21 protein-coding genes and 1 riboswitch are annotated in these 21,539 nt (G+C 56.9%); of the genes, 13 read left to right on the top strand and 8 right to left on the bottom strand.

Annotated elements, in window-relative coordinates:
* Window positions 1–4 precede the first annotated feature (4 nt).
* From ACYQ3S_RS02960 to ACYQ3S_RS02950, 3 genes are all read right to left on the bottom strand, one after another.
* Window positions 5–1,147, bottom strand: a complete 1,143-nt coding sequence (locus tag ACYQ3S_RS02960; RefSeq protein WP_459687250.1) for an ABC transporter substrate-binding protein — start codon at window positions 1,145–1,147, stop codon at window positions 5–7.
* The gene (locus tag ACYQ3S_RS02955; RefSeq protein ID WP_459687249.1) at window positions 1,144–2,040 is read right to left on the bottom strand and encodes a hypothetical protein; all 897 of its coding nucleotides are present in this window, start codon (window positions 2,038–2,040) and stop codon (window positions 1,144–1,146) included. Before ACYQ3S_RS02955 ends, ACYQ3S_RS02960 begins: the two co-directional genes overlap by 4 nt.
* Before the next feature lie 157 nt (window positions 2,041–2,197).
* Window positions 2,198–3,199 (bottom strand): sirohydrochlorin cobaltochelatase, encoded by a 1,002-nt coding sequence (locus tag ACYQ3S_RS02950; protein WP_459687248.1) that lies wholly within the window; start codon window positions 3,197–3,199, stop codon window positions 2,198–2,200.
* Window positions 3,200–3,374: 175 nt separating this feature from the next.
* Window positions 3,375–3,573, bottom strand: a riboswitch (cobalamin riboswitch).
* A 68-nt stretch (window positions 3,574–3,641) separates the two neighbouring features.
* On the opposite strand from ACYQ3S_RS02950, the gene ACYQ3S_RS02945 reads away from it, so the two are divergent.
* Window positions 3,642–3,821, top strand: coding sequence for a hypothetical protein (locus tag ACYQ3S_RS02945; RefSeq protein WP_459687247.1), 180 nt, complete (start codon window positions 3,642–3,644; stop codon window positions 3,819–3,821).
* Between the two features lie 7 nt (window positions 3,822–3,828).
* Here ACYQ3S_RS02945 and ACYQ3S_RS02940 read toward each other — a convergent pair whose 3' ends face one another.
* Window positions 3,829–4,194, bottom strand: coding sequence for a winged helix-turn-helix transcriptional regulator (locus ACYQ3S_RS02940; RefSeq protein WP_459687290.1), 366 nt, complete (start codon window positions 4,192–4,194; stop codon window positions 3,829–3,831).
* Between the two features lie 152 nt (window positions 4,195–4,346).
* Between ACYQ3S_RS02940 and ACYQ3S_RS02935 the strand changes: the two genes are divergently transcribed.
* Complete coding sequence (locus ACYQ3S_RS02935; RefSeq protein WP_459687246.1) at window positions 4,347–4,850, top strand: flavin reductase family protein; 504 nt, start codon at window positions 4,347–4,349, stop codon at window positions 4,848–4,850.
* 319 nt (window positions 4,851–5,169) lie between these two features.
* Here the strand turns inward: ACYQ3S_RS02935 and ACYQ3S_RS02930 are convergent, their stop codons facing one another.
* The gene (locus ACYQ3S_RS02930; protein WP_459687245.1) at window positions 5,170–6,057 is read right to left on the bottom strand and encodes an AraC family transcriptional regulator; all 888 of its coding nucleotides are present in this window, start codon (window positions 6,055–6,057) and stop codon (window positions 5,170–5,172) included.
* A 599-nt stretch (window positions 6,058–6,656) separates the two neighbouring features.
* Between ACYQ3S_RS02930 and ACYQ3S_RS02925 the strand changes: the two genes are divergently transcribed.
* From ACYQ3S_RS02925 to ACYQ3S_RS02895, 7 genes are all read left to right on the top strand, one after another.
* Entirely contained in the window at window positions 6,657–8,042 is a 1,386-nt protein-coding gene (locus ACYQ3S_RS02925) for an MFS transporter (RefSeq protein ID WP_207724456.1), read from the top strand.
* Window positions 8,043–8,092: 50 nt separating this feature from the next.
* A complete protein-coding gene (locus ACYQ3S_RS02920) occupies window positions 8,093–8,890 on the top strand; it encodes a TIM barrel protein (protein ID WP_459687244.1) in 798 nt (265 codons plus the stop codon).
* A gap of 40 nt (window positions 8,891–8,930) precedes the next feature.
* Window positions 8,931–10,067 (top strand): Gfo/Idh/MocA family protein, encoded by a 1,137-nt coding sequence (locus ACYQ3S_RS02915; protein ID WP_459687243.1) that lies wholly within the window; start codon window positions 8,931–8,933, stop codon window positions 10,065–10,067.
* A 78-nt stretch (window positions 10,068–10,145) separates the two neighbouring features.
* Window positions 10,146–11,177 carry a zinc-dependent alcohol dehydrogenase gene (locus tag ACYQ3S_RS02910; protein WP_459687242.1) on the top strand — a complete coding sequence of 344 codons (1,032 nt, stop codon included), beginning with the start codon at window positions 10,146–10,148 and terminating at the stop codon, window positions 11,175–11,177.
* 16 nt (window positions 11,178–11,193) lie between these two features.
* The gene (locus ACYQ3S_RS02905; RefSeq protein ID WP_459687241.1) at window positions 11,194–12,057 is read left to right on the top strand and encodes a transketolase; all 864 of its coding nucleotides are present in this window, start codon (window positions 11,194–11,196) and stop codon (window positions 12,055–12,057) included.
* Window positions 12,058–13,008: a transketolase family protein gene (locus ACYQ3S_RS02900; protein ID WP_459687240.1), complete on the top strand. Its 951-nt coding sequence runs from the start codon at window positions 12,058–12,060 to the stop codon at window positions 13,006–13,008.
* A 67-nt stretch (window positions 13,009–13,075) separates the two neighbouring features.
* Window positions 13,076–14,230 carry an iron-containing alcohol dehydrogenase gene (locus ACYQ3S_RS02895; protein WP_459687239.1) on the top strand — a complete coding sequence of 385 codons (1,155 nt, stop codon included), beginning with the start codon at window positions 13,076–13,078 and terminating at the stop codon, window positions 14,228–14,230.
* Window positions 14,231–14,374: 144 nt separating this feature from the next.
* Here the strand turns inward: ACYQ3S_RS02895 and ACYQ3S_RS02890 are convergent, their stop codons facing one another.
* On the bottom strand, window positions 14,375–15,181 hold the full coding sequence (locus ACYQ3S_RS02890; protein ID WP_459687238.1) for a 5-deoxy-glucuronate isomerase: 807 nt from the start codon (window positions 15,179–15,181) through the stop codon (window positions 14,375–14,377).
* Between the two features lie 171 nt (window positions 15,182–15,352).
* On the opposite strand from ACYQ3S_RS02890, the gene ACYQ3S_RS02885 reads away from it, so the two are divergent.
* Window positions 15,353–16,246, top strand: a complete 894-nt coding sequence (locus ACYQ3S_RS02885; protein ID WP_459687237.1) for a helix-turn-helix transcriptional regulator — start codon at window positions 15,353–15,355, stop codon at window positions 16,244–16,246.
* 70 nt (window positions 16,247–16,316) lie between these two features.
* Here the strand turns inward: ACYQ3S_RS02885 and ACYQ3S_RS02880 are convergent, their stop codons facing one another.
* Window positions 16,317–17,078, bottom strand: a complete 762-nt coding sequence (locus ACYQ3S_RS02880) for a DeoR/GlpR family DNA-binding transcription regulator (RefSeq protein ID WP_459687236.1) — start codon at window positions 17,076–17,078, stop codon at window positions 16,317–16,319.
* A gap of 561 nt (window positions 17,079–17,639) precedes the next feature.
* On the opposite strand from ACYQ3S_RS02880, the gene ACYQ3S_RS02875 reads away from it, so the two are divergent.
* Entirely contained in the window at window positions 17,640–18,491 is an 852-nt protein-coding gene (locus ACYQ3S_RS02875; RefSeq protein WP_459687235.1) for a transketolase, read from the top strand.
* A gap of 14 nt (window positions 18,492–18,505) precedes the next feature.
* Complete coding sequence (locus tag ACYQ3S_RS02870) at window positions 18,506–19,471, top strand: transketolase family protein (protein WP_054326185.1); 966 nt, start codon at window positions 18,506–18,508, stop codon at window positions 19,469–19,471.
* A 54-nt stretch (window positions 19,472–19,525) separates the two neighbouring features.
* Here ACYQ3S_RS02870 and ACYQ3S_RS02865 read toward each other — a convergent pair whose 3' ends face one another.
* A complete protein-coding gene (locus ACYQ3S_RS02865; protein WP_082396732.1) occupies window positions 19,526–19,729 on the bottom strand; it encodes a helix-turn-helix domain-containing protein in 204 nt (67 codons plus the stop codon).
* Between the two features lie 354 nt (window positions 19,730–20,083).
* On the opposite strand from ACYQ3S_RS02865, the gene ACYQ3S_RS02860 reads away from it, so the two are divergent.
* Window positions 20,084–21,448, top strand: coding sequence for an MATE family efflux transporter (locus ACYQ3S_RS02860; RefSeq protein WP_459687234.1), 1,365 nt, complete (start codon window positions 20,084–20,086; stop codon window positions 21,446–21,448).
* The last annotated feature ends 91 nt before the right edge of the window (window positions 21,449–21,539 follow it).

The raw sequence follows: 21,539 nt of genomic DNA, 5'->3' as shown, positions 1-21,539 counted from the left end.
TCTTTTATGTCAGCCGATGCAGGTAGGTCAGGGATTCCGGAGCCTCTTCGGTCAGTACGGCGTGGATATCCAGAATCATATCGCCCAGTCCCATCGTGGACTGGAACAGGTTTTGTCCGGTACACCACACGTCGCCGTTCCGGACCGCCTTGAAATCAGCGAGCAGCGGGCTTTTGGCCAGCAGCTCGTCGATGGAATGCAGCTCCCCGTCAATCGTGCTGTTATAGATGATAACATCCGCGTCTTTGGCTCCTGTGTAAAACATCTCCATCTGCATATTCATGGTAGAGAGCGCGTTGTCATTCCCAAGGTCGCTGAAGATATACGTCCCGCCCGCCATTTCGATCATTTTCGCCACATAGTCGCCGGACTTGCGGACGTTGGCGGAACCATTGGAATTGATATAAAAGAACGCGACGGTCTTGCCGGTGTTTTCCTGCTCCATCACTGGCCGCAGGCTGTCGAGCGCCTGCCGATATATGGCTTCCGCCACCTCCTCGCGGTTCAGCAGCACCCCGTACAGCTTCAGCCATTCCATGCGCCCCAGCGGGCTGCTCTCGTAGCTGGAGCGCTCTACCAGTACGGGTACGCCCAACCGTTCAAGCTGTTCCTTCACCTCAGGCGAATGATAGATCATGGTCGATTCGACCGCCAGATCGCATTGCTCAGCATAAATCAGTTCATAATCCGGCGCACTGTATTTGCCGGCGTACAGCATCGCCCCGTTTTGCATTGCGGCTTTGGCCTCATCAATATACCAGCCGCTTTCGTCCGTGCCGGACAGCCGGATGCTGTCGATACCGTCCAGCGCGCAGAACAGGTCCATGGCAGAGGTCGCAACCAGATAGATATGGTCCAGCGGCTGCGGAAGGACAACGGTCGTATCCGCCAGCCCATCCGGCACCGGCTTGTTTTCCGGAACGACAAGGTAATCGCTGCCGTCGGCAATATGGATCAACGCATAGCCGCCGGTGTAATAATCGACTGTGAACTGGTCGGCGTACTGCAGGTCAAGGCCGCTTTCCACCGTGAGACTGTCCCAACTGACTGCGGAAGGCTCGCCTGACACCGGTTCGGATGCGGGGGAGCAGGCGGCAAGCAGAACGGCAAGCGAAAGGACAGCCGCCGCCATTCCATGCCTTTTCATGACGCCACCGGAGAAAGGGAAGCCGAATCAAAGCGCAGCGCGTAATCAATTTCATGCGGCTGGCTCATTGCAACCGTATCGGCAACCACCGCCATTTTCCAGTCAAAGCAGGTCACCGGGATGGTAAACACCGAACGGTCGTTTTCAATGACAGCGTCATAGCGCACATCAGCAACCTTCATGTAGTCGTAGTTCGAGCTGCTCCAGACGATAGTTGCCGTGACCGCGCCGTTCTTGACCATTATCTGCGCGGGCGATTCCACGCTCGCGCGGCCGGAGCCGCCCTCCAGGGCGACGTCAACCTGATAGGTGCCATCCGCCAGCGCCAGCTCCTCCGGCGTTGTTACGACGCCATCGGCAAAAGCGCCAACCGGCAGGGAATCGGCGCGGAATACCAGCGTGCGGTCGTACCATTTTTCCTTGTTTTTACTGAATGCAGCGCAGGGGACGCCGGCATCCAGCGCATCGACCGGCACGGTATAGGTGTGGGCGCCTGCGGCGTCTTCGACAAACGGGATATATGCCGCCTCGTCTGCGGCGGCGGCCTGCTCGCCCGTACCCATATAGACATACCGGTAGCCGGTTCCGCCCATGGTCATTTGTGCGGTCATGCTTCCGTCCTTTACGGTCAGCCGGCAGGCGACGATACGGAACATGGACGAGCTGGAGTCTACCGTTACATCGTATACGCCGTCCCTGACCTGAGAGCCGTCGATCGGCGTCATATCCTCCGTAACAACGTCTTCTATACCGGCCATCTCGTCGGCGGAGGCGACTGCGTCATTGGTGGATGGAATATCGGATTGCTGACCGTTTGTATCAGCGGCACAGCCCGTCCCGAACAGCAGCAGGGCCGTCAGAGCGGCAAGTGGTATAAGATTGCCTGTTCTCATGTGTTTAGCGCGGTTTCTGTGAGAATACCGCATCCTCCTTTTGCAGAATATGTTTTCTCTACATTCCGAACGGGGTCCGGCCTGAGAAACCGCACCCCGTTCAGAACAAGAAGTATAAAAAAGCAGAAAGATAAGAAAAGAAAGCTATTTGAAATAATCAGCCTAATTTTGCCGCCGCAGCCTGTGCATGCTGCACCAGCAGGTCCTGGATCGCTTCGAGCTGCCCTAAGCCCTCTACAATCGTAATCACGTCATAGCCGGCCTCCTGGAAAGCGGCTTTCCAGGTGCCTTCCTCATCGCCGGCCATATCGTTGTTGGCATGGTCGCCCGCCACGATCATCAGCGGACGAAGCACGACCTTTTTATAATCGCCGGCCTGGACAAGCGACAGGACATCCTCTAACGTCGGAGAGGCTTCTACCGTGCCGACAAAGTAATTGGCATGGCCGCCGTCCGTCAACACCTGCTGCATCCTGGCATACACGCTGTTGGAATCGGCCTCGGTCCCGTGGCCCATAAAGCAGATTGCGGTTTCGCTGTCGTCATCTTCCGCAGTCGCCGCGACGATTGCCTCCGCGACGGCCTGGAAATCCGCATCGCTGGTCAGCAGCGGTTCGCCGATGACTACCTTTTCAAAAGAATCGCTGTATTCCGCAAGCTCATTGACCAGATCATTATATTCCAGGCCATTCATCAGATGGGTCGGCTGAACAACCAGATTTTTGACACCGTTATCAACGGCGCGGTCCAGCGCCTCGCCAACGTTGTCGATCACTTCGCTATCGCGGTCCTTGACGTGGTCAATGATGATTTGGCTGGTAAAGCCGCGTCGCACCGAATAGTCAGGGAATGCTTCCTGCATGGCTTTTTCGATAGCGCCGATCGTAAGCCGACGGTTGTCGTTATAGCTGGTGCCAAAGCTGATGACCAGCAGTTCGTTTTCGCCGATATCGTCCTGATTGAGCGGATCGTCCAGACTGGCGTCTCCGGTATCATAGTTTTCATCGGGGTCAGCCTGTTCTGTTTCCCCGCCGGCAGCGGTTTCAGCCTGGGTATCCGTGTTGTCTTCCGCCTGCGTTTGGGTGGAAGCGCATCCGGCCAGCAGAGAAGCAAGCAGGGCGGCCGATAGCAGGAAAGCCAGCAGTTTTTTGAGTTTCATTTTTGTTTTTCCTCCTTTTGGGGATATCCCCTGTGATGTATATCAAATGCACACCACTTCTGAAAAAGCACAGGAAAAACAAAACCCTTTTACTGCATATGACGTGCAAATAAAAGGATCGTAAAGAGACAAACGCGGCTACAGTACGACCAATTACTCGTGATCTGGAATGTGATTCCTGTACCAACAGGCGGCAGGTTTCCTGACTCGCAGATCGCTACGCACGGCCGCCTTCCCAGTTTGCACCAGTGGACTGAATGGACGCGCATTCCCTGCTTACAGTGACGAGATCGTACAGGCTTCTCACCTGTTTCCCTTTTAACCCGCATCTTCGACAGAAAGGAAGTGCAGGCACCGACTGCTCGCTGTATTCAGTTTTGAATCTATTCCTCATTATACAACCTATATTGCAGATGTCAAGCCGATACTTAGGATAAGCTTATTGAAATTTTATAAATCCGCTGCCGATCTGTGCCATGATAATAAGCGGGCAGGTGAACGATATGACCATCAAAAAGCGGCTGTTCCTTTCCAACTCATGAGTTTGGCAGCAAACAAAAAGAAGGATACGGGAACGCTTGCGGTCAAGCGTCCCGCATCCTTTTGTATAAATTTTAAATAAAGCGGAACTATGGAATATACCGGAATCCCCATTTGGTCATCTCATAGAACACAGGAAGCAGGGCTTTCCCCTTGTCGGTCAACGAATACTCCACATGGGGCGGGATTTCGTTAAACTGGATGCGGGAGACCAAACCGTCCCGCTCCAATTCGCGTAGCGAGGTAGTCAGCATGGTATTGGTGATGCCGCTGATTGCCTTTTTCAATTGCCCAAACCGGATCGGGTCCTGGATGCACAGTTTGTAGATGATTTGGAGTTTCCATTTTCCTTGCAGCATCAACAGCAGGGGAGTGACCGGACAGTTCCCAGCGTCGGTCAAGATGCCCTGCCGGACTTTCTCTGCATATTCCTCATACGTCATATCCTTGTCCATCATATCGGAAATCCTTTCTATGGTACGGTACGCCGTACTATGCAAGAATAATTTGCGTACTTAATTTGTTTTATAAACATAGTATAATTAATATAATCAAGAAAAGTCAATGCAGACGCTCTTGAAAACGGACATGGAAAGGAAGAAAAAACATGAAAGAGATCAATATTGGACAGGCAACTGCAATCACCTCTCCTGATCCGCTGATGCTGGTCTGTACGAAGAAAGAGGACGGCGCCCTGAATATGGCCCCTGTATCTTTCTTTATGTATGCTTCTTTTACCCCGCCCATGCTGGCTTTTGCCATGCTTCCCACCGCCAACAGCAGCGTCAACCTCCTGCGTACCGGCAAGGCGGTTCTGGCCGCACCCAGTGTGAGCCTTAGGGATGCGGTGATGGCGTATGGCTCATCCAGCGGTAGCGATAAAAACAAGCTGGAAGAGCATCCGGTCGCACTACAAACGATGGAAGGAGTCGATGTTTCGTTCCCAGTGGATACCCGCATCGCGTTTGCGGTCACACTGGAGCAGACTGTGCAGGCTGGCGACCACAACCTTTATCTTTGCCGCATTGACAATATATCAGCGGACGAAAGCAGAGAGGCGCTGTTTGCATGGGAGGGGGGTGCAAAAGTGGCTCCGGCACAGGAAAAATAACGCGCATACGGTATCCATCGCGGCAGGCGGTAAAAGAACACCGCACTTACCACAGAAAGCAGGTTCTGAATCCCCCCTCGCAGGTTTCGCGCGGAGGGTATGGAGGTATTGAGGATGTCAAAAAATAAGGAAGCGCTTTGCTGCTTCCTTGAGACGGCAGAAGCTTTGAGAAAAGCCCTGGTCTGATTCAGACCAGGGCTTTTTGCTGCGTAAAAATCAGGCAGGAGCGGGAAGAAGCTTCGCTGATGGAACGGCGCATCAAAACGCACGGCCGGAAAAGGGGGAGTACAGGAAGCTGCCGCAGACATGAGCCGGAGCGCTATGGCAGATTTTGTGTCCGGTACGAGCGGGGCGTAGCCTTATACTGTTCCTTGAATTTCTTGGTAAAGTAGCTGGTGTTATTGAAGCCGGTCGAATAACAGATATCAGATATGCTGTTTTTTGTGCTGGTCAATAGCTGCGCGGCTTGCAGCAGGCGGAACTGGTTGACATATTCGATCGGCGTCATTCTGGAAAGCTCGGAAAAGCAGCGGAAGCATTCGCTTTTGCTGATGTTGGCGGATGCGGCGATCTCGGAAATCGTGATGGGCTGCGCATAATTTTTGCGGATGAAATGCAGCATAGTCCGCATCCGCTGCTCGCGCAGGAATTTGCTGCTGTCCTCGGAGACCGAAGCGGCCTTGGGCAGGATGGCAAGCAGATTGCGCCAAATGCCGATCAAATGCTCCAGCAGGAACAGCTCATAGGCGGTGTGGGTGCTTTCGGCGTAGTACATGCGCTTGAGCAGCTCCAGAACCGCATGCCCCTCCTTGCGTTCCGGCGTGATGACAAAGGCTTCCGGATGGCGGGAGGTCAGCGGGGCCGCATATTTTTCACAGTTGGAAACCTGAAACAGATTGGTCAGGAACTGCGGGAGTAAAACCACGTTGTAGCCAATGGCGTTTGAGGAAAGCGCCTTCATCATATGTACGGCTTCCGGCGCGATATAGATAGCGCTGCCCTCGCTGACCATATAGCGGGTGCCGTTGACCCGATATTCCGCGTTTCCTTTCAACATGATCTGAAGCTCAAACTCATTGTGCCAGTGGCTTGGGAAGCTGCCGTCTGCAAACGTGTCGAAATGATCCACAAATTCGGACAGGGGGAACATCTGGTTCAAATAGGTCAATTCCTCTTTTACCGCGTGCAGCGCGCTGATATTTTCCATACAGGGATTCCTCCTTTGCAGAAGTAGCTTTAAAGTCTCATGAAGGCTGAAAAAGGGCGTTGTGGGAAATGCACAATGGGGGAAACGGATTTTACGTTTTAACCACGGATTTGCCTATAAAAAGTTAAGGAAAAATCAAAAAATGAAAATGCTGTTGTTCAATGTGACGATAACAGGGTTGGGAAGGACTGAAAATGCCGTTGGATTTGCCTGAAACTGTTGCGATATTCCCAATAACGTGGGAGGATTATTACAATTCCTGAAATTAAATTGACTGAACCCTTTCTGCTTTCATAGTACGATACCAGTATAAAAGAGTTGCCGGTAATTTTCAAGAGCATTATCCTAAACGAACGGAAGATTGAAAGGGGCTGTAAAAAGTGCGGAAATCAGAACTTTTTCTCGGAGAAGCGAAACGGATGACCGTCTGCATCATACCGGCATGGATATACGGGGAGGCGCCGGAAAACAGTTGGATGCAAGCGATCCGGCTGGCATAGTTCCGGCTACGATTTTCCCAGCTTGCACGACGCTTGCGGGAAAACGGATTGCCTTGAGGCGATCCGGATTGTGATTGGAAAGAGAAAGGAGTTTTTCAGTTGGAGCATACTTCGGAAATCCAGCGGAGCAGAGAGGACCACGTTGTCAGCCTGCGGGAAAAGATATGCTATGGGTTGGGCGATTCGGCCTGTAACGTGGTATACGGCCTGTGCAGCACGCTGCTTACCTTCTTTTATACGGATTATGTAGGTGTCAGCGCCGCGCTCGTCGGTATCATTTTCCTGATTACGCGTGTGTTTGACGGTGTTTCGGATATTATCATGGGCTTTATCACGGACCGGACGAAATCCAAATACGGCAAAGCGCGGCCGTGGATTTTGTGGATGGCGGTGCCGTATGCGGTGACGTTCGTCCTGCTGTTCCTCATTCCGGCGAATGCGCCGGTCATGGTGCAGGCAGTGTATATTTTCGTCACCTATAACCTGGTCAATACGGTGGTTTATACCGCGCTCAACCTGCCGTATTCCACGATGGCCTCGCTGATTACGCGCGACCAGAAATCCCGTACCTCCACCCAGGCGATCCGCATTTTCTGCGGGCCGATGGGCAAGATGGTGGTCACGGTTTCCACGATCCCGCTGGTGCAGGCGTTCGGCAACACCCAGCAGAGCTGGATCATCGTTTCGATCATCTTCGCCGTGATCGCGCTGGTGCTGCTGCTGGTCTGCTTCTTCAATATTGAGGAGCGCGTGGTGATCGAAGCGGCCAAAACCGAGAAGGTATCGGTGGGAAGAAGCCTGAAGGCGCTGTTTTCCAACCAGTACTGGGCGATCTGCCTGGGGCTGTGGGGCTTTATGGTCATGATGAGCACCGTCACCGGTACGATCGAGACCTATTACTGTAAATACATATTGGGCAACGAGGCCTTGTACAGCCCGATCTACGCGGCGGAGCTGATCGCGCAGAGCATTGTTGTGCTGATCGTGCCGCAGTTTGTGCTCCGCTTCGGAAAGAGGAATCTGACGCTTGCCGGTATTCTGCTGGTAATCGTGGCGCAGTTTGTGTGGATGAGCAACCCGATGAGCGTCACCGTCGCCATGGTCAGCGCCGTGCTGCGCGGCATCGGTGTTGCGCCGCTGTGGGCCTGCGTATTCCCGATGATCGCGGACTGCGCGGAATTCGGCCAGTGGAAGACCCACGTCCGGCAGGACGGCATGATTTTCAGCGCCGCTTCGGTCGGCTCCAAGCTGGGCGGCGGTCTTGCTTCGGCGGGCATCGGCCTGCTGATGGATTCGGTCGGGTATGACGGCCTGGCCGCGGTACAGAACGCGGACGCAATGGCGATGATCAAAGCGATCTGCATGTATGCGCCGATCATTTTCTCTGTCATCATCGTGATCCTCTGCCTGCTTTACAAGCTGGATAAGCTCTATCCGCAGGTGATCGCGGATCTGAAAAAGCGCGACGAGCAGGGTATCCTGTAAACGGGCCGCACAATAGAAAACAGCACAGAACACGGAAAGAAGGTGAAGACATGATAGATTTTGCAATCAATATTGAAACCATTTACCCAGGCATGGAGGTATGCGAGAAAATCGAGCGGGTCAGCGCGGCGGGATTTCGGGCGATCGAATTCTGGAGCTGGCACGACAAGGACCTCGCGGACATCCGGCGGGTCTGCCAGGAACGGGGCGTGTCCGTCAAAGCGTTCAGCGGCACCAGCATCTACTCCCTGTGTGATCGGGCGCACAGCCAGGACTGCATCGACTGGGTCCGGCAGTCGCTCGACGCGGCGAAAATGCTGGGCTGCGACAAGCTGATCCTGTTCCCGAACCACTTTACGCCAAACGGCTGCGCGGACTTCCGCGACCGGTACAGCCATACCGCGATGCTTGCCAACATCACGCATACGCTTACCAGGCTGGCGCCGGTGCTGGAGGAAAGCGGGATGACCGCCCTGATCGAACCGCTCAACAATTGGGGGGACGACGCGGGCATGTCGCTGACCACAACCGCGGAGGGCGCGGACATCGTGCGCGCGGTCGGCTCGGAGCGGGTCGGTCTGCTGTGCGATGTGTTCCATATGCAGCTGATGCACGGGAACCTGCTGCGCAGCATCACCGACAACCTGGACGTGGTGAAATACATCCATCTGGCGGACGCGCCCGACCGGCACGAGCCGGGAACGGGGGAGATCAACTTTGATTTCCTGCTGCGCGGCGTAGCGGAAAGCGGCTACGCGGGTACGGTCTGCTTTGAATATTTTCCGGCAGGGGATACCGAAGCCGGCTTCCCCGCGGTCAAAAAGCTTTGCGATTCCATTTCAAAATAAAACCAACCACTATCATCAATTATTTAAGGAGGACGACAAAATGTTCAAGGAAGTAACGTACGGTATGGTAGGCGGCGACCTGAAAGCGCTGATCGGCGAGTGCCACCGCAAGGCGCTGGGCCTGGACCCGCGCGCGAAGCTGGTCTGCGGCTGCTTCTCCGCGATCGACGAGCTGAATGACGAGTGCGCGGAGGCGTATCACGTTGACAAATCCCGCGTGTATTACAACGCGGAGGATATGGCAAAGGCCGAGGCAGGCAAGATCGATTTCGTTTCCATCTGCACGCCGAACTTTGTGCATTACTCCGCTGCCAAGACCTTCCTGGAGCACGGCATCAACGTCGTGTGTGAGAAGCCCCTCACCCTGACCGTGGAGGAGGCCGAGGACCTGGCCCGCATCGCCAAGGAGAAAAACCTGGTGTTCGCGGTGGACTACTGCTATTCCGGCTATGTCATGTGCAAGGTCATGAAGCAGATGATCGCGCGCGGCGACATCGGCAAGATCATCGCGGTCAATGCCAACTATATTGAGAACAGCTTCCTCGGCCTGCTGGCCGAAAAGGAGCAGGTCAACGGCCGCATCTGGCGCACCGATCCCAAGTACAGCGGCATCTCCAACACCTGCGCGGACGACGGCACGCATGTCGAGCATCTGGTACACTATGTCACCGGCCTGAAGATCAAGCGCCTGCTGGCCACGACCGATACGTTCGGCAAGAAGCTGGACCTGAACGACAACATTATTCTGGAGTATGAGAACGGCGTCCACGGCGCTTACTGGTTCACCCAGGTGGCCTGCGGCTGCCCCAACGAAATCGACCTGCGGATCATGGGTACGGAGGGCTGCCTGGAGTGGCACCAGACCCGTCCGGACGAAGTGGTTTACATCAAAAAGGGCGAGGCGCCCCGTACGCTCTGCCGCGCAGGCGACGGCATCGACGTACCTGCGGGCAAGCTGGCGCGCGTGCCGTTCGGCCATCCGGAAGGCTACTATATTGCGATCGCCAATATCTATCGCAGCGTGATCGACACGATCCTCAAGCTCAAAAACGGCGAGACCCCGACCGAGGAGGATCTGGACTTTCCGGATGTGGAAACCGGCGTCAACGGCGTCAAGTTCTTCCATGCTGTCGTGGAGAGCGCGCAGAACAACTCCAAGTGGGTGGAGATCAACTAAGAGCAGAGTGGCCTGACGGGGGCAGGGCGGCCGGCAGGCGGCCCTGTCCGTGCCGGACCGGAACAGGAGGAAAAAACAATGGCAAACATGCAGAAAGCAATCGTTTACAAGGGGCCGGGCGAGTTCGCCTATGAGGACCGCCCCATTCCCGAGATCAAGGACCGGAACGATGTCAAGATCAAAAGCTACGGCTGCGCGGTCTGCGGCACGGACGTGAATATTTTTGCCACGCCCCAGAAGCATCCTTGCAAGCCGGATATCATTTTCGGCCATGAGTTCTGCGGCGAGGTCGCGGAGGTGGGCGAAGGCGTCACCGACCTCAAGCCGGGCGATAAGGTGGTCATCGACCCGCACGGCCCCTGCGGCGAGTGCGACAACTGCCTGGCCGGCCTGCCCGAAGCCTGCCAGCACGTCAGCTCGCGCGGCGTGTTCGCGGATGGCGGCCTGACCAATTACGTCGTGCTGCCCAAGCAGTACTGCTATAAGGTAGCGCCGGAAACCAAGCCCGAGCTGATGGGCGTGGCCGAGCCGCTCGCGGGCTGCGGCTGCGCGCTGGAAAAGCTGAACGTGCATGTGGGCGATACCGCGTGCGTATTAGGCGCCGGCCCGATCGGCCTGATGTTCATTGCACTGCTCAAGGCGAACGGCTGCCGCAAGATCATCGTTTCCGAGCCGATCGAACACCGCCGCAAGCTGGCGCTGGAGGTCGGCGCGACCCGCGTGGTCAATCCGGATACCGAGGACCTGCAGCAGATTGTCAAGGAGGAAACCGGCGGCCTGGGTGTGGACCACTGCGTAGAGGCGGTGGCCGCGATGCTGGTGGACTGCGTTTATCTGGTGCGGCCGCACGGCAAGGTGCTGCAGTTCGGACACGATGAGCTGGCCCGTCCGGAATTTCCGGTCGCCGAGCTGCTCAAGAACGAGATCGAGGTTTACGGCGGCTATCTGGGCAAGTATTATATGCGCAAGGTCGCGCAGATCATCGAATCCGGCATTCTGCCGCTCGATAAGATTGTGACCGATGTGATACCGGCCTCCCGTTATCAGGAGGCGCTCGACCTGGCGGCGAGCCGCCAGTGCGGCAAGGTGTTCGTTTCCATGGACCTGTGAGAAAGGACAGCACGGAATGGTAGATAAAAAAGAGGTATTGCGCCTGACCGAGTTGGCATACCAGGCGCGCCGCGACCTGTGCAAACTGTGCGGGGCGTACAGCGGCAACATCCATATGGGCGGCGACATGTCCATGCTCGATGTGCTGACCTGCCTGTTCCACCGCACGATGAACGTCTCCCCCGAACGGGAGCAGGACCCCGCCCGCGACCGCTTCATCCTCAGCAAGGGACACGGCGCGGTCGGCATGTACATCGTGATGGCGCAAAAGGGATTTTTTGATTATCAGGAGATCTGCGAGACCTACGGCCAGGTGGGCAGCAAGTTCGGACAGCATCCCTGCAAGACCCGTCTGCCGATGCTGGACGCCTCCACCGGCTCGCTCGGCCACGGCCTGCCGCTCAGCGTCGGCATGGCGGCCTCGTCCCGTCAGAAAGGACGCCAGAACCGCGTGTTCTGCCTGATGGGCGACGGCGAAACCTGCGAAGGCTCGGTGTGGGAGGCTGCGATGGCGGGCCACGCGCTTGGCCTGGGCAATCTGGTGGCGGTTGTGGACCGCAACAGGCAGCTCATGACCAGCTTTTCCGAGGATTCGATCAAACTCGATCCCTATGCGGATAAATGGCGCGCGTTCGGCTGGAACGTGATCGAGATTGCGGATGGTAACGACATGCAGCAGGTGGCCGACGCGCTCGAGCGCCTGCCGGAAAGCGGCAGCGGCGTGCCGACCGCGGTAATCGCGAACACGGTCAAGGGCAAGAATATTTCCTTTATGGAACGGCAGATCAAATGGCATGCGGGCAGCATGAATGAGGCGGACCTGCAGACCGCGCTGGCCGACCTGGACGCGGCGCTGGACCGGCAGAGAAAGGAGTTATAAATGAAGCAGTCATACACTCTGGATGAATATAACTCCGCGCGCTCTGTGGTGGGCGATACGATAGCGGAGCTTGGCGGAAAGGACAGCCGCGTCTGGCTGCTTACGCCGGATATCGGCTTCGGCTGCAAGGATTTTCATGAGAAATATCCGGACCGTTTCATCGACACCGGTATCGCGGAGCAGGATGTGGTCGGCGTATCGGCCGGCCTGGCGTATGACGGGAACATCCCGTTCATCATCGGCATGATGCCGTTCATGAGCATGCGCGCGCTCGAACAGGTGCGCACGGATGTATGCTATCCCAACCTGCCGGTGCGCATCATCGCCAACTATGCGGGACTGACCGGCAACGGCGGCTCCACCCATTATGCGATGGAGGACATGGCGCTGTATTCCTCGCTGGTCAACATGACGGTCTGCGCGGCGTCCGATCCGGTGCAGCTGCGCCAGATCATCGAGAAAAGCCTGGATTACGAAGGCCCGCTGTCCATCCGCATTGACCCGGGCAAGGAAAACCGCGTGCTGTACACGGCGGAGGACCGCTTTGAGATCGGCAAGGGCCACCTGGCGCGGGACGGAAAGGATATCACCATCATCGCCTGCGGCGAGATGGTCAGCTATGCGCTGCAGCTGCACGACAAGGCAAAGGAAGCCGGCATCAGCGTGCGCGTGATCGATATGTTCACGGTCAAGCCGCTGGACGAGGAGATCGTGCGCAAGGCCGCCGAGGAAACCGGCCGCATCATCGTCTGGGAGGACCACCTGATGAAAAATGGCCTGGCCAGCGCGGTCGCGGACGTGCTGTGCGACAACGGTATCGCACTCAAATCGTTCAAGCGCTTCGGTATCCCGCAGGTGTATCCGGGCTTCGGCAGCGCGGAGGACCTGTATCACCTGTACGGCTATGACCTGGAAGCCGTTTGGGACTATGTGAGCAAGCTGTTAGGATAAATGCGGTGCTTCGGCCGGTCCGGCCTACGCGGCGGGCCGGCCGGAACGCGCAGAGGAGGACATTAAGATGAGCGTTTATATGTGGAACACCTTTTGCCCCACGCTGTTCGGGACGGGCGCTTCCGGGGAGACAGGGGAGCGGGCAAAGGCGCTCGGCATGCATCGGGTAATGGTCTGCACCGAACAGGCGCTGTGCGAATTCGGTGTGGTAACGCCGGTCATCGATGCGCTGAAGGACGCCGGCCTGGAGGTGTTCGTGTTCGACCGGTGCCGTGCGGACGCACCGAGCGATATCTGCGATGCGGGCGCGGCCTATGTGCGGGAGCACGCGATCGACGGCGTCGTGGCGGTCGGCGGCGGCAGCACGCTGGACACCGCAAAGGCGGTCGGCATCATCATCAGCCAGAATGGCACGACCATCCGCGACTACTATGGGATAGGGGAAGCGGAGCATACCCTCAAGTTGATTACGCTGAGCACGACCTCGGGTACGGGCAGCGAATTGTCGCAGTGGGCGGTCATCGGCGATGTGGAAACCGGCGCCAAGGAAATGCCGGTGTACAAGCCGGATCTGGCGATCGTCGATCCGGTGCTGACCTATTCCGTGCCTGCGGGTGTGACCGCCGCGACCGGCATGGATGTGCTGGCGCACTGCGTGGAGGCGATCACAAACCGGAATTACAACCCGTATGGCTATATTTTCGGCAAGGAGGGCATCCGGCTGACGCTGCAGTGGCTTCCGGTCGCCGTAAAAGAGCCGAAGAATGCACAGGCGCGGGAGGCGATGTCCCTGGCCGCGAACCTGGGCGGCATGGCGATCTCCGCCTGCGGCTGCCAGATCGGACACAGCTTCAGCCAGACGTTCGGCGCGCGCCATCATGTGCCGCATGGATTGGGCTGCGCGTGGGGACTGCCGGGCGTCATGGTCTATACTGCCAAATACGGTGAGCGCAGGAATCTGGAGGAAGTCGCCGAGGCAATGGGGGTCGCCTGCACCGCGGAGACCGGAACCATGGAGCTTGCGGAGACGCTGGCGCAGCGCGTGGTCGTACTGATGAAAGAACTGCAGATCAAATCGCTGCGCGAATCCGGCTTCTCGCTGGAGGACTGCCTAGCCTCCGCAGAGCAGTTCGCGCATGACGGTGCGTTCGGCAACGCGCCCGGCACGCCCGGTATGGAGGAGATCAGGGAATACATCTCCTATACCTATGCGGCGTATTGATGGAAAACGGCGGGCGGCCGGCGCAGAGGGCGCAGCCGCCTTGCGACTGTGAAATAGCGGCCGCTTCTCTCTCTTACAAAAACCGGTGTTTTATTCTGAGAATAAAACACCGGTTTTGTGTTGGGTTGGAAAGGAGGGAGGGGGTCAGTTTCCAGTGGGACAGTGCCAGATGTGTGCGTTGGCATCCGGTTCGGTCAGCCAGAGGTGTGCAGTGTCGTCGATGCGGGTCTTGTCCCACGGGTTGTCGGGCAGATGCCGGATTCCCCAGGCATAGCAGCAGGTATAGCCCGGGGCGGTGACCTGCGGGTGCATCCCTTCCGTGATCAGCGCCAGCCCGTTGTGGTGGGTCTCATATAATTCTCCGTCGCCCCAGCCCGCGCCAAAACCGTTGGGGTGATCGAAACGGTAAAAATATACCTCGGGCTGGGGGTGGTGATGCGGCGGGTAGGAGGACCATTTGCCCGGCAGGTTGACGACCTCGCCCAAAACCATGTTGGAATACGGCGCGTTATCCAGATCAAAGCAGGTGCGGACATCGCGCTTGGTGCAGCCCATCAGCTCGCCCTGGTCGCCGCGCGGCCAGGTGTCGGTATCCTCCGGCCCGTACATACAGCAGGGGAAAACCGCGCCGTTCTCTGTTTTTTGAATGTAAATATGGCAGGGGCCATGGGCGGTGATCCGTACCTCGACGCCCTTGCAGACGTGCAGGCAGGACGGATTGTAATCAAGCGGGTTGGGGCGGTCCACATCGCGGGCCTGCCCTTCCCATTCCAGCGTGCAGCGTCCGTCGAACACCAGCGCGGCCGCCTCCTTGCGGTCCTCCCGCAGAGAAAAGGTGTCGCCGGCCTCCAGGACAAGAAGCCCGACGTCCATCATGGCTTTTTTTCCGTATCCTTCTTCCAAGCGGAGATATTCATTATATCCCCGCTTGACCTGCTTATCCATATACATATGCTGTCCCTCCATGCGGTATCGATGGTTTTCTGGCCTATAGTTCAATAAAAATATTTTCCGCCCGCGGATTGTAAAGACCAGTCTGTTATTCTATAATTATAGCAGATAACGCGGAAAATACTTGCAATATATTCTCGGTTAGTAACATGATTTTAAGGAGGGGGATGGATGAAAGCACAAAGCGAAAGGCAGAAAGAGGCCGCTGTCGGCGTTCCCCTCCGCATATATCCTGCGCTGGACGGGAGCGAGGCGGATGTGGTTGACCGCGTGCCGTTCCATTGGCATACGGAAAGCGAGATCGTCATTGTCGATGCGGGGACGGTTTCGCTTGTCATAGCCGACCGTGCATACCTGGGTACACGCGGCGATATCTTTTTCATCGGAAGTGAGGAGTTGCATGAAATACGGGCGGCAGGACAGGGGAACCAGTTTCACTCGTTTCTGTTTTCGCTGGAACTGCTGGAGTTTGCCCATGTCGACGATGCCGAAACCAGCCTGCTGGAACCACTGGCCGAGGGACATCTGCGTTTCCCTAGGCAAGTGCGGAAAGGGGAGGCGGGGCAAGAGGCGCTACACCGTCTGCTGGCCCGCCTCGTTTGTACCTGCCTTCGGCAAAGTCTGGGGTGGCAGCTGACAGCCAAGGCGGCCCTGTTGGAGATCGTGGCGGTGTGCGCGGACTATTCGTTGATAGAAAAAGTGGACGCGCCCTGCGGCGCGAATGAACGGCTGCGGCAGAAAAAAGCGATCTTGGCTTATCTGGATGAGCATTTTACGGAGCCGGTCCGGCTTCCGGACGTAGCGGCGGCGTTTGGGCTTTCCCCTCAGTATTTCAGCACATTGTTTCGGGAAAGCTTTGGCCGGACGCTGATGCAGCATGTCAATTTCCTGCGTACCGAAAGGGCGGCGCGCCTGCTGCGGACAAGCGGCCTTCCGGTCATGGAGATTGGGCTGCGCGTCGGTTATGAAAATTTCAGCTATTTTATCAAGCGGTTTCGGGAGGCTTACGGCGTCCCGCCATCGGTCTACCGGAAAACAACAGGGAGTTCGCCGCAACGCCTGTGAGGCGCGCGCATTAAAAAGAATACCGGCGGAAGCGCCCTGCTACCGCCGGTTGGTTTTTATCCGCAAAGCGTCAGTTGCCTGCAAACCGCAGCTTGATGTTTTCCTGCTTGCAAAGGCTGACATATTCCTTGGCAGGCTCTCGATCGGTGATGAAGCCGGTCAGGTCCTTTAAGTGGCAAAAGGTGACAATGGCCTCGCGCCCGATCTTGGAGGAATCCGCCATGCAGTAGATGCTGTCCGCGCGGTGGACGACCGCGCGCTTGATCTCCGCTTCGAGGAAAGTGGTGTTGGTCATGCCGGCGGTCAGGGAAACCCCTGTTGCGCCCATGAACGCCTTGTTGATCCGCATGGTGGAAAGCGCTTCGATCGTGGACAGGCCGACGAACGAATCGGTCGTAGGGCTGTAGATGCCGCCGAGCGAGATGATGTTCAGGTTTTCGTATTTTGCCGCTTCGCTCAGCGCGCCGAGCGAATGCGTGATAATGGTGATGCGGTTTTTCGCCACCAGATACCGCAGCAGGCACAGCGTGGTCGTGCCGGAGTCGATAAATATGGTATCCCCGTCCGCGACCTCCTCGGCGGCCATGCGGCCGATCAGCGACTTGTCTGCCGGATTGAGGCTGGAACGGATCGGCGTGGGTACCGCGCCGGAGGGTACCGTGGCGGTAACGCCGCCGTATACCTTTGTAATATGCCCGCGCATTTCCAGCTCGTTCAGGTCGCGGCGGATCGTGTTCTTGGAAACCTCGAAAACCTCGCACAGCTCGTCAATGCTGACCGTTTCGTGCGAGATGACATACTGCTCTATGGCATTTAAACGGCTGACTTTCATCTTCCTCATTCCCCAATCGCGGGCCATCAAAGGTATGGCAGATTTACTGATATTTAGTTTATCAAAGATTCAGAAAAATGTCCACTGTGCCGCATCGTGCCAAAATCGGCATTTTTTGATATGGAAAGCAGGGATTTTATGGCGCGGTAACGGGACCGCGCATACTTGCGGACTGGAAAAAGTGGTTAAGTTATGGGTAAAAAATTATTTCTTGATGCACAGAATGTGGTTTTATATTTGTTGCATTGTGAGAAGGTGTGCGCCGGCATGATTTGTTGCGAAAAAAGCGGATAAACCAGGGGAATCCCGCGCGGAAACTCCGGAAATAGCAAACAAATCAAATGGGAACACCGTCCGCAGGCCGTTCGCACGCCTCGTGAAAATTATCAGACAGTGTAAAAATAAGGGGCAAATTTTTGTTAACAAATGCTTGGATATTGGTTGAAATCTGGTTGGTTTGGTGGTACACTGTAAACGAAAACGGTGTCCGGCAGGACGGCCGTGTTCCGGAATCTGTTCCGCGGAGAGAAAATACTGAATAGAATTAGGCAGGTGTATGCAATGCAGAAAGCAGAAAAAATGCAGGAGCTACGCGTATTTGCAGCGCAGATCCGTCTTGAAACGCTCAAGACGATCGGTTCGCTGGGCTTCGGCCATGTAGGCGGCTCGATGTCGGTTGCGGACGCTCTGGCGGTGCTCTACGGCGGCGTTATGAACATCGACCCGAAGAACCCGCGCTGGGAGGACCGCGACTGGTGCGTCATGTCCAAGGGACATGCCGGACCGGCCATGTATGCCACCCTCGGTCTCAAGGGCTTCTATCCGGTTGAGGAAGCGTATACCCTCAATAAGCCCCACACCAACTTCCCGTCCCACACCGACCGCCAGAAGACCCCCGGCGTCGATCTGACGACCGGCTCGCTCGGCCAGGGCATGTCCACGGCTGTCGGCGCGGCGCTCGGCAACAAGATGGACGGACGCGACAACCATGTGTTCGTGTTCGTCGGCGACGGCGAGTGCGACGAGGGCCAGGTTTGGGAAGCGGCGCAGTTTGCCGCGCACTATAAGCTCGACCACCTGATCTGCTTTGTCGACTATAACAAGCGCCAGCTCGACGGTGCGTGCGAGGACGTTATGAGCCACGGCAAGGGCATCGGCGCGAAGTTCGACGCGTTCGGCTGGAATGTGATCGATCTGCCGGATGGCAACGACGTGGAGGCGATCTACGACGCGGTGCAGCTGGCATATGATGTAAAGGGCAAGCCCACCTGCATCGTTTTGAACACTGTCAAGGGCAAGGGTGCGACGTTTGCAGAGCCGTCCGGCGCGCATTCTTCGCAGCCGACTCCCGAGCAGTGGGACGAAGCGATCAAGGCCTCTGAAGCGGCGTATGCCGCTGTCAAGGCACAGTAAGGGAGGGAATGCAAATGAGCTTTACTTTGATTGGCAAGCACGAGAAGGATTCCCGTGCAATGCGTGACGCATATGTCACTGCGGTACATGACCTGATGGCAAAGGGCGAGCCTGTCGTACATATCGACTGCGACTTGGAAGGCTGCAGCAACGTAGGCAAGCTGGCCAAGGAATTTCCGAACAACGTATACAATGCCGGCATCGCGGAAGCGAACGCAATGGGCATCGCCGCGGGCCTGACCGCCACCGGCAAGACCGTGTTCATGCACTCGTTCGGCCCGTTCGCGTCCCGCCGCGCGTTTGACCAGGCGTTTATGTCCGCGGCCTACGCCGGCCTGCCGGTGCATGTGATCGGCTCCGACCCGGGCGTCTGCGCGGCGTTCAACGGCGGCACCCATATGCCGTTTGAGGATATGGCGCTGTATCTGTCCGTGCCGGACGCGGTCGTTATCGACCCGACCGACTACGCAATGCTCAACTGCCTGACCGGCAAGCTGGCGGCGTCGGGCAAGTTCTCCTACACCCGTCTGGTCCGTAAAGGCTTCACCACGGTGTATGCGGACGGTTCGGACTTTGAGATCGGCAAGGGCATTGAACTGCGCGACGGCAAGGACGTTGCGATCATCGCCTCCGGTATTCTGGTGGATGAGGCGCTCAAGGCTGAGGAAGCGCTCAAGGCCGAGGGCATTTCCGCAAAGGTTGTGGATATGTTCACCTGGAAGCCGCTGGATGAAGAACTGGTCAAGAAGTGCGCTGCGGAGTGCGGCTGCATCGTCACCGCAGAGAACCATCAGGTCGGTTGCGGCCTGGGCAGCGTCGTAGCGAACTGCCTGGTCAAGAACGCGCCCGTACCGATGGAAATGGTGGGCGTGCAGGACCGCTTCGGCCAGGTTGGTCCGGAGGATTTCCTGCGCAAGGAGTACAACCTCACTGCCGACGATATCGTGGCGGCGGCGAAAAAGGCGATCTCCCGCAAGTAAGACATTTCATAATGGAAAAAGCGGCAGCTTTGGCTGCCGCTTTTTTATATAGCGCTATCGATCGCTTAACCCAACGAGGTAATCAAGCGAAACCCCATAATATTGCGCTAAGCGGATCAATAAATGCACCGGTATTTCACGTTTACCAGTTTCGTAATTACTATAAGTGCGTTGGTCGATTTTCAGATATTCTGCAAGTTGAATCTGACTGGTGTCAGAATCCTCGCGCATATGCCGTAAACGCGGATAATGATACATAGCCTTCACCTCATACCATATAGTTTACCTATACTTTCAATAAATATGTCAATTTTACTATCGTTTGATAGTAAAATTGACATGAGGTGATTTGAATGGAAAAGATATGCAAAACCTGCAAGCATTACCGGCCGCACTATGTCAAAATAAAGGGTTGCGGATTCCGCCGGACCTGCGGCGGCCACTGCATCTATCCGCGTATTAAGCTGCGCTATGAGGACAAAGCCGCCTGCGCAAATTACCAGCCAGCTCAAACGGAGCAATAAAAACGCGGGAAAAACAGCAAGTCCCCCTTTACGAAAGCAGGCCCGACTCCTATAATAAGGGTATATCAGAGAGAAAGAGGTAGGGTTGATGGCGCAGCAGTTCGACAGCCCGCTTGGGACTGCACCAGAGGGGAAGCTGGTGCTGCAGCTCGCCATTCCGGCGATGCTGGCGCAGTTCGTCAATATTTTGTACAGCGTGGTCGATCGGATGTACGTCGGCCATATTGCGGAGGTCGGCGCGGAGGCGCTGGCAGGCGTGGGCGTCTGCGCGCCGGTCGTGACGATGATTACGGCGTTTGCCGCGCTGGTGGGCTTTGGCGGCGGGCCGCTTATGAGCATCCGCATGGGACGGCGGGACCTGGAGGGCGCGCGCCAGATTGTTGCCAACAGCTTTTATCTGCTGCTGGCGCTTTCAGCGGTGGTGACGGTGCCGGTGGTGCTGCTGCGCAGGCCGATCCTGTTTGCGTTCGGCGCGAGCGAACAGCTCTGGCCCTATGCGGAAGCGTACTTTACCACCTATGTGCTGGGGACGGTGTTCGCGCTCCTCAGTGTGGGACTGAACCAGATCGTGATGAGCCAGGGCTTTTCCGGCACGGCGATGCGGTCGGTCATGCTGGGCGCGGCGGTCAATATTGCGCTCGATCCGGTCTGCATCTTCGCGCTGGATATGGGGGTACGCGGCGCCGCCGTGGCGACCGTGCTTTCGCAGGTCTGCTCGGCCGTGTATACGCTGCGGTTCCTGTTCAGCCGCCGCGCGCTGGTGGGCATAACGAACTGTCCGCTGCATTTCGGCTGGATTCGGCGTATTTTTCAGGTCGGCCTGTCGCCGGCGCTGATTATCGCGCTGGATAACGTGCTGCTCATTTCGGTGAACGTGATGTTGCGCAAATACGGCGGCGCGGACAGCGACATGCTGATCGCGTGCGCGGCTATCCTGCAGAGCTTCATGCTGATTATCACCATGCCGCTGGGCGGCATCACGGCGGGTACGCAGTCCATCCTGGGCTATAACTACGGCGCGGGGGATACCCGCCGCGTTATCCGCGCGGAGAAGCGCATCGTATTGCTGTGCTTCATTTTTACCGCCGTCATGTTTGTGATTGCGCAGACCATGGCCACGCCTTTTGTGCGCATCTTTACCACGGATCCGGTACATATCGAGCAGGCGGCCTGGATGATACGCACCTATACGCTGGGGGTGCTCGGCCTGGCGATCCAGTACCCCTTTGTGGACGGCATGACCGGCATGGGGCTGGTACGCTGGGGGCTGACGTTCTCCCTGTTCCGCAAGGGTATCTTTTTCGCCGGCGTGTACCTCCTGCCCGCGCTCTTTTCCGCAACGACGCTGCTGTATGCCGAGCCGATATCGGATATCCTGTCCGCAACGGTTTCGGGCGCGGCGTTTATCCTGCTGTTTCCCCGGCTGATGCGCAGGCGGGAGGCAGAAGGCTGACGGCTTTTTCCATTCTGCCCCTATGCAGCACGGGGTTTTTGTTGTAAAATAGCGATAGAAAAAAACAGGCGCAAAAGGCCATGGAGGAAAG

The organism is Agathobaculum sp. TL06 (assembly GCF_054658635.1).
Note: the sequence above shows the minus strand (reverse complement) of the source record. Positions and strands in the feature narration are given on the sequence as shown.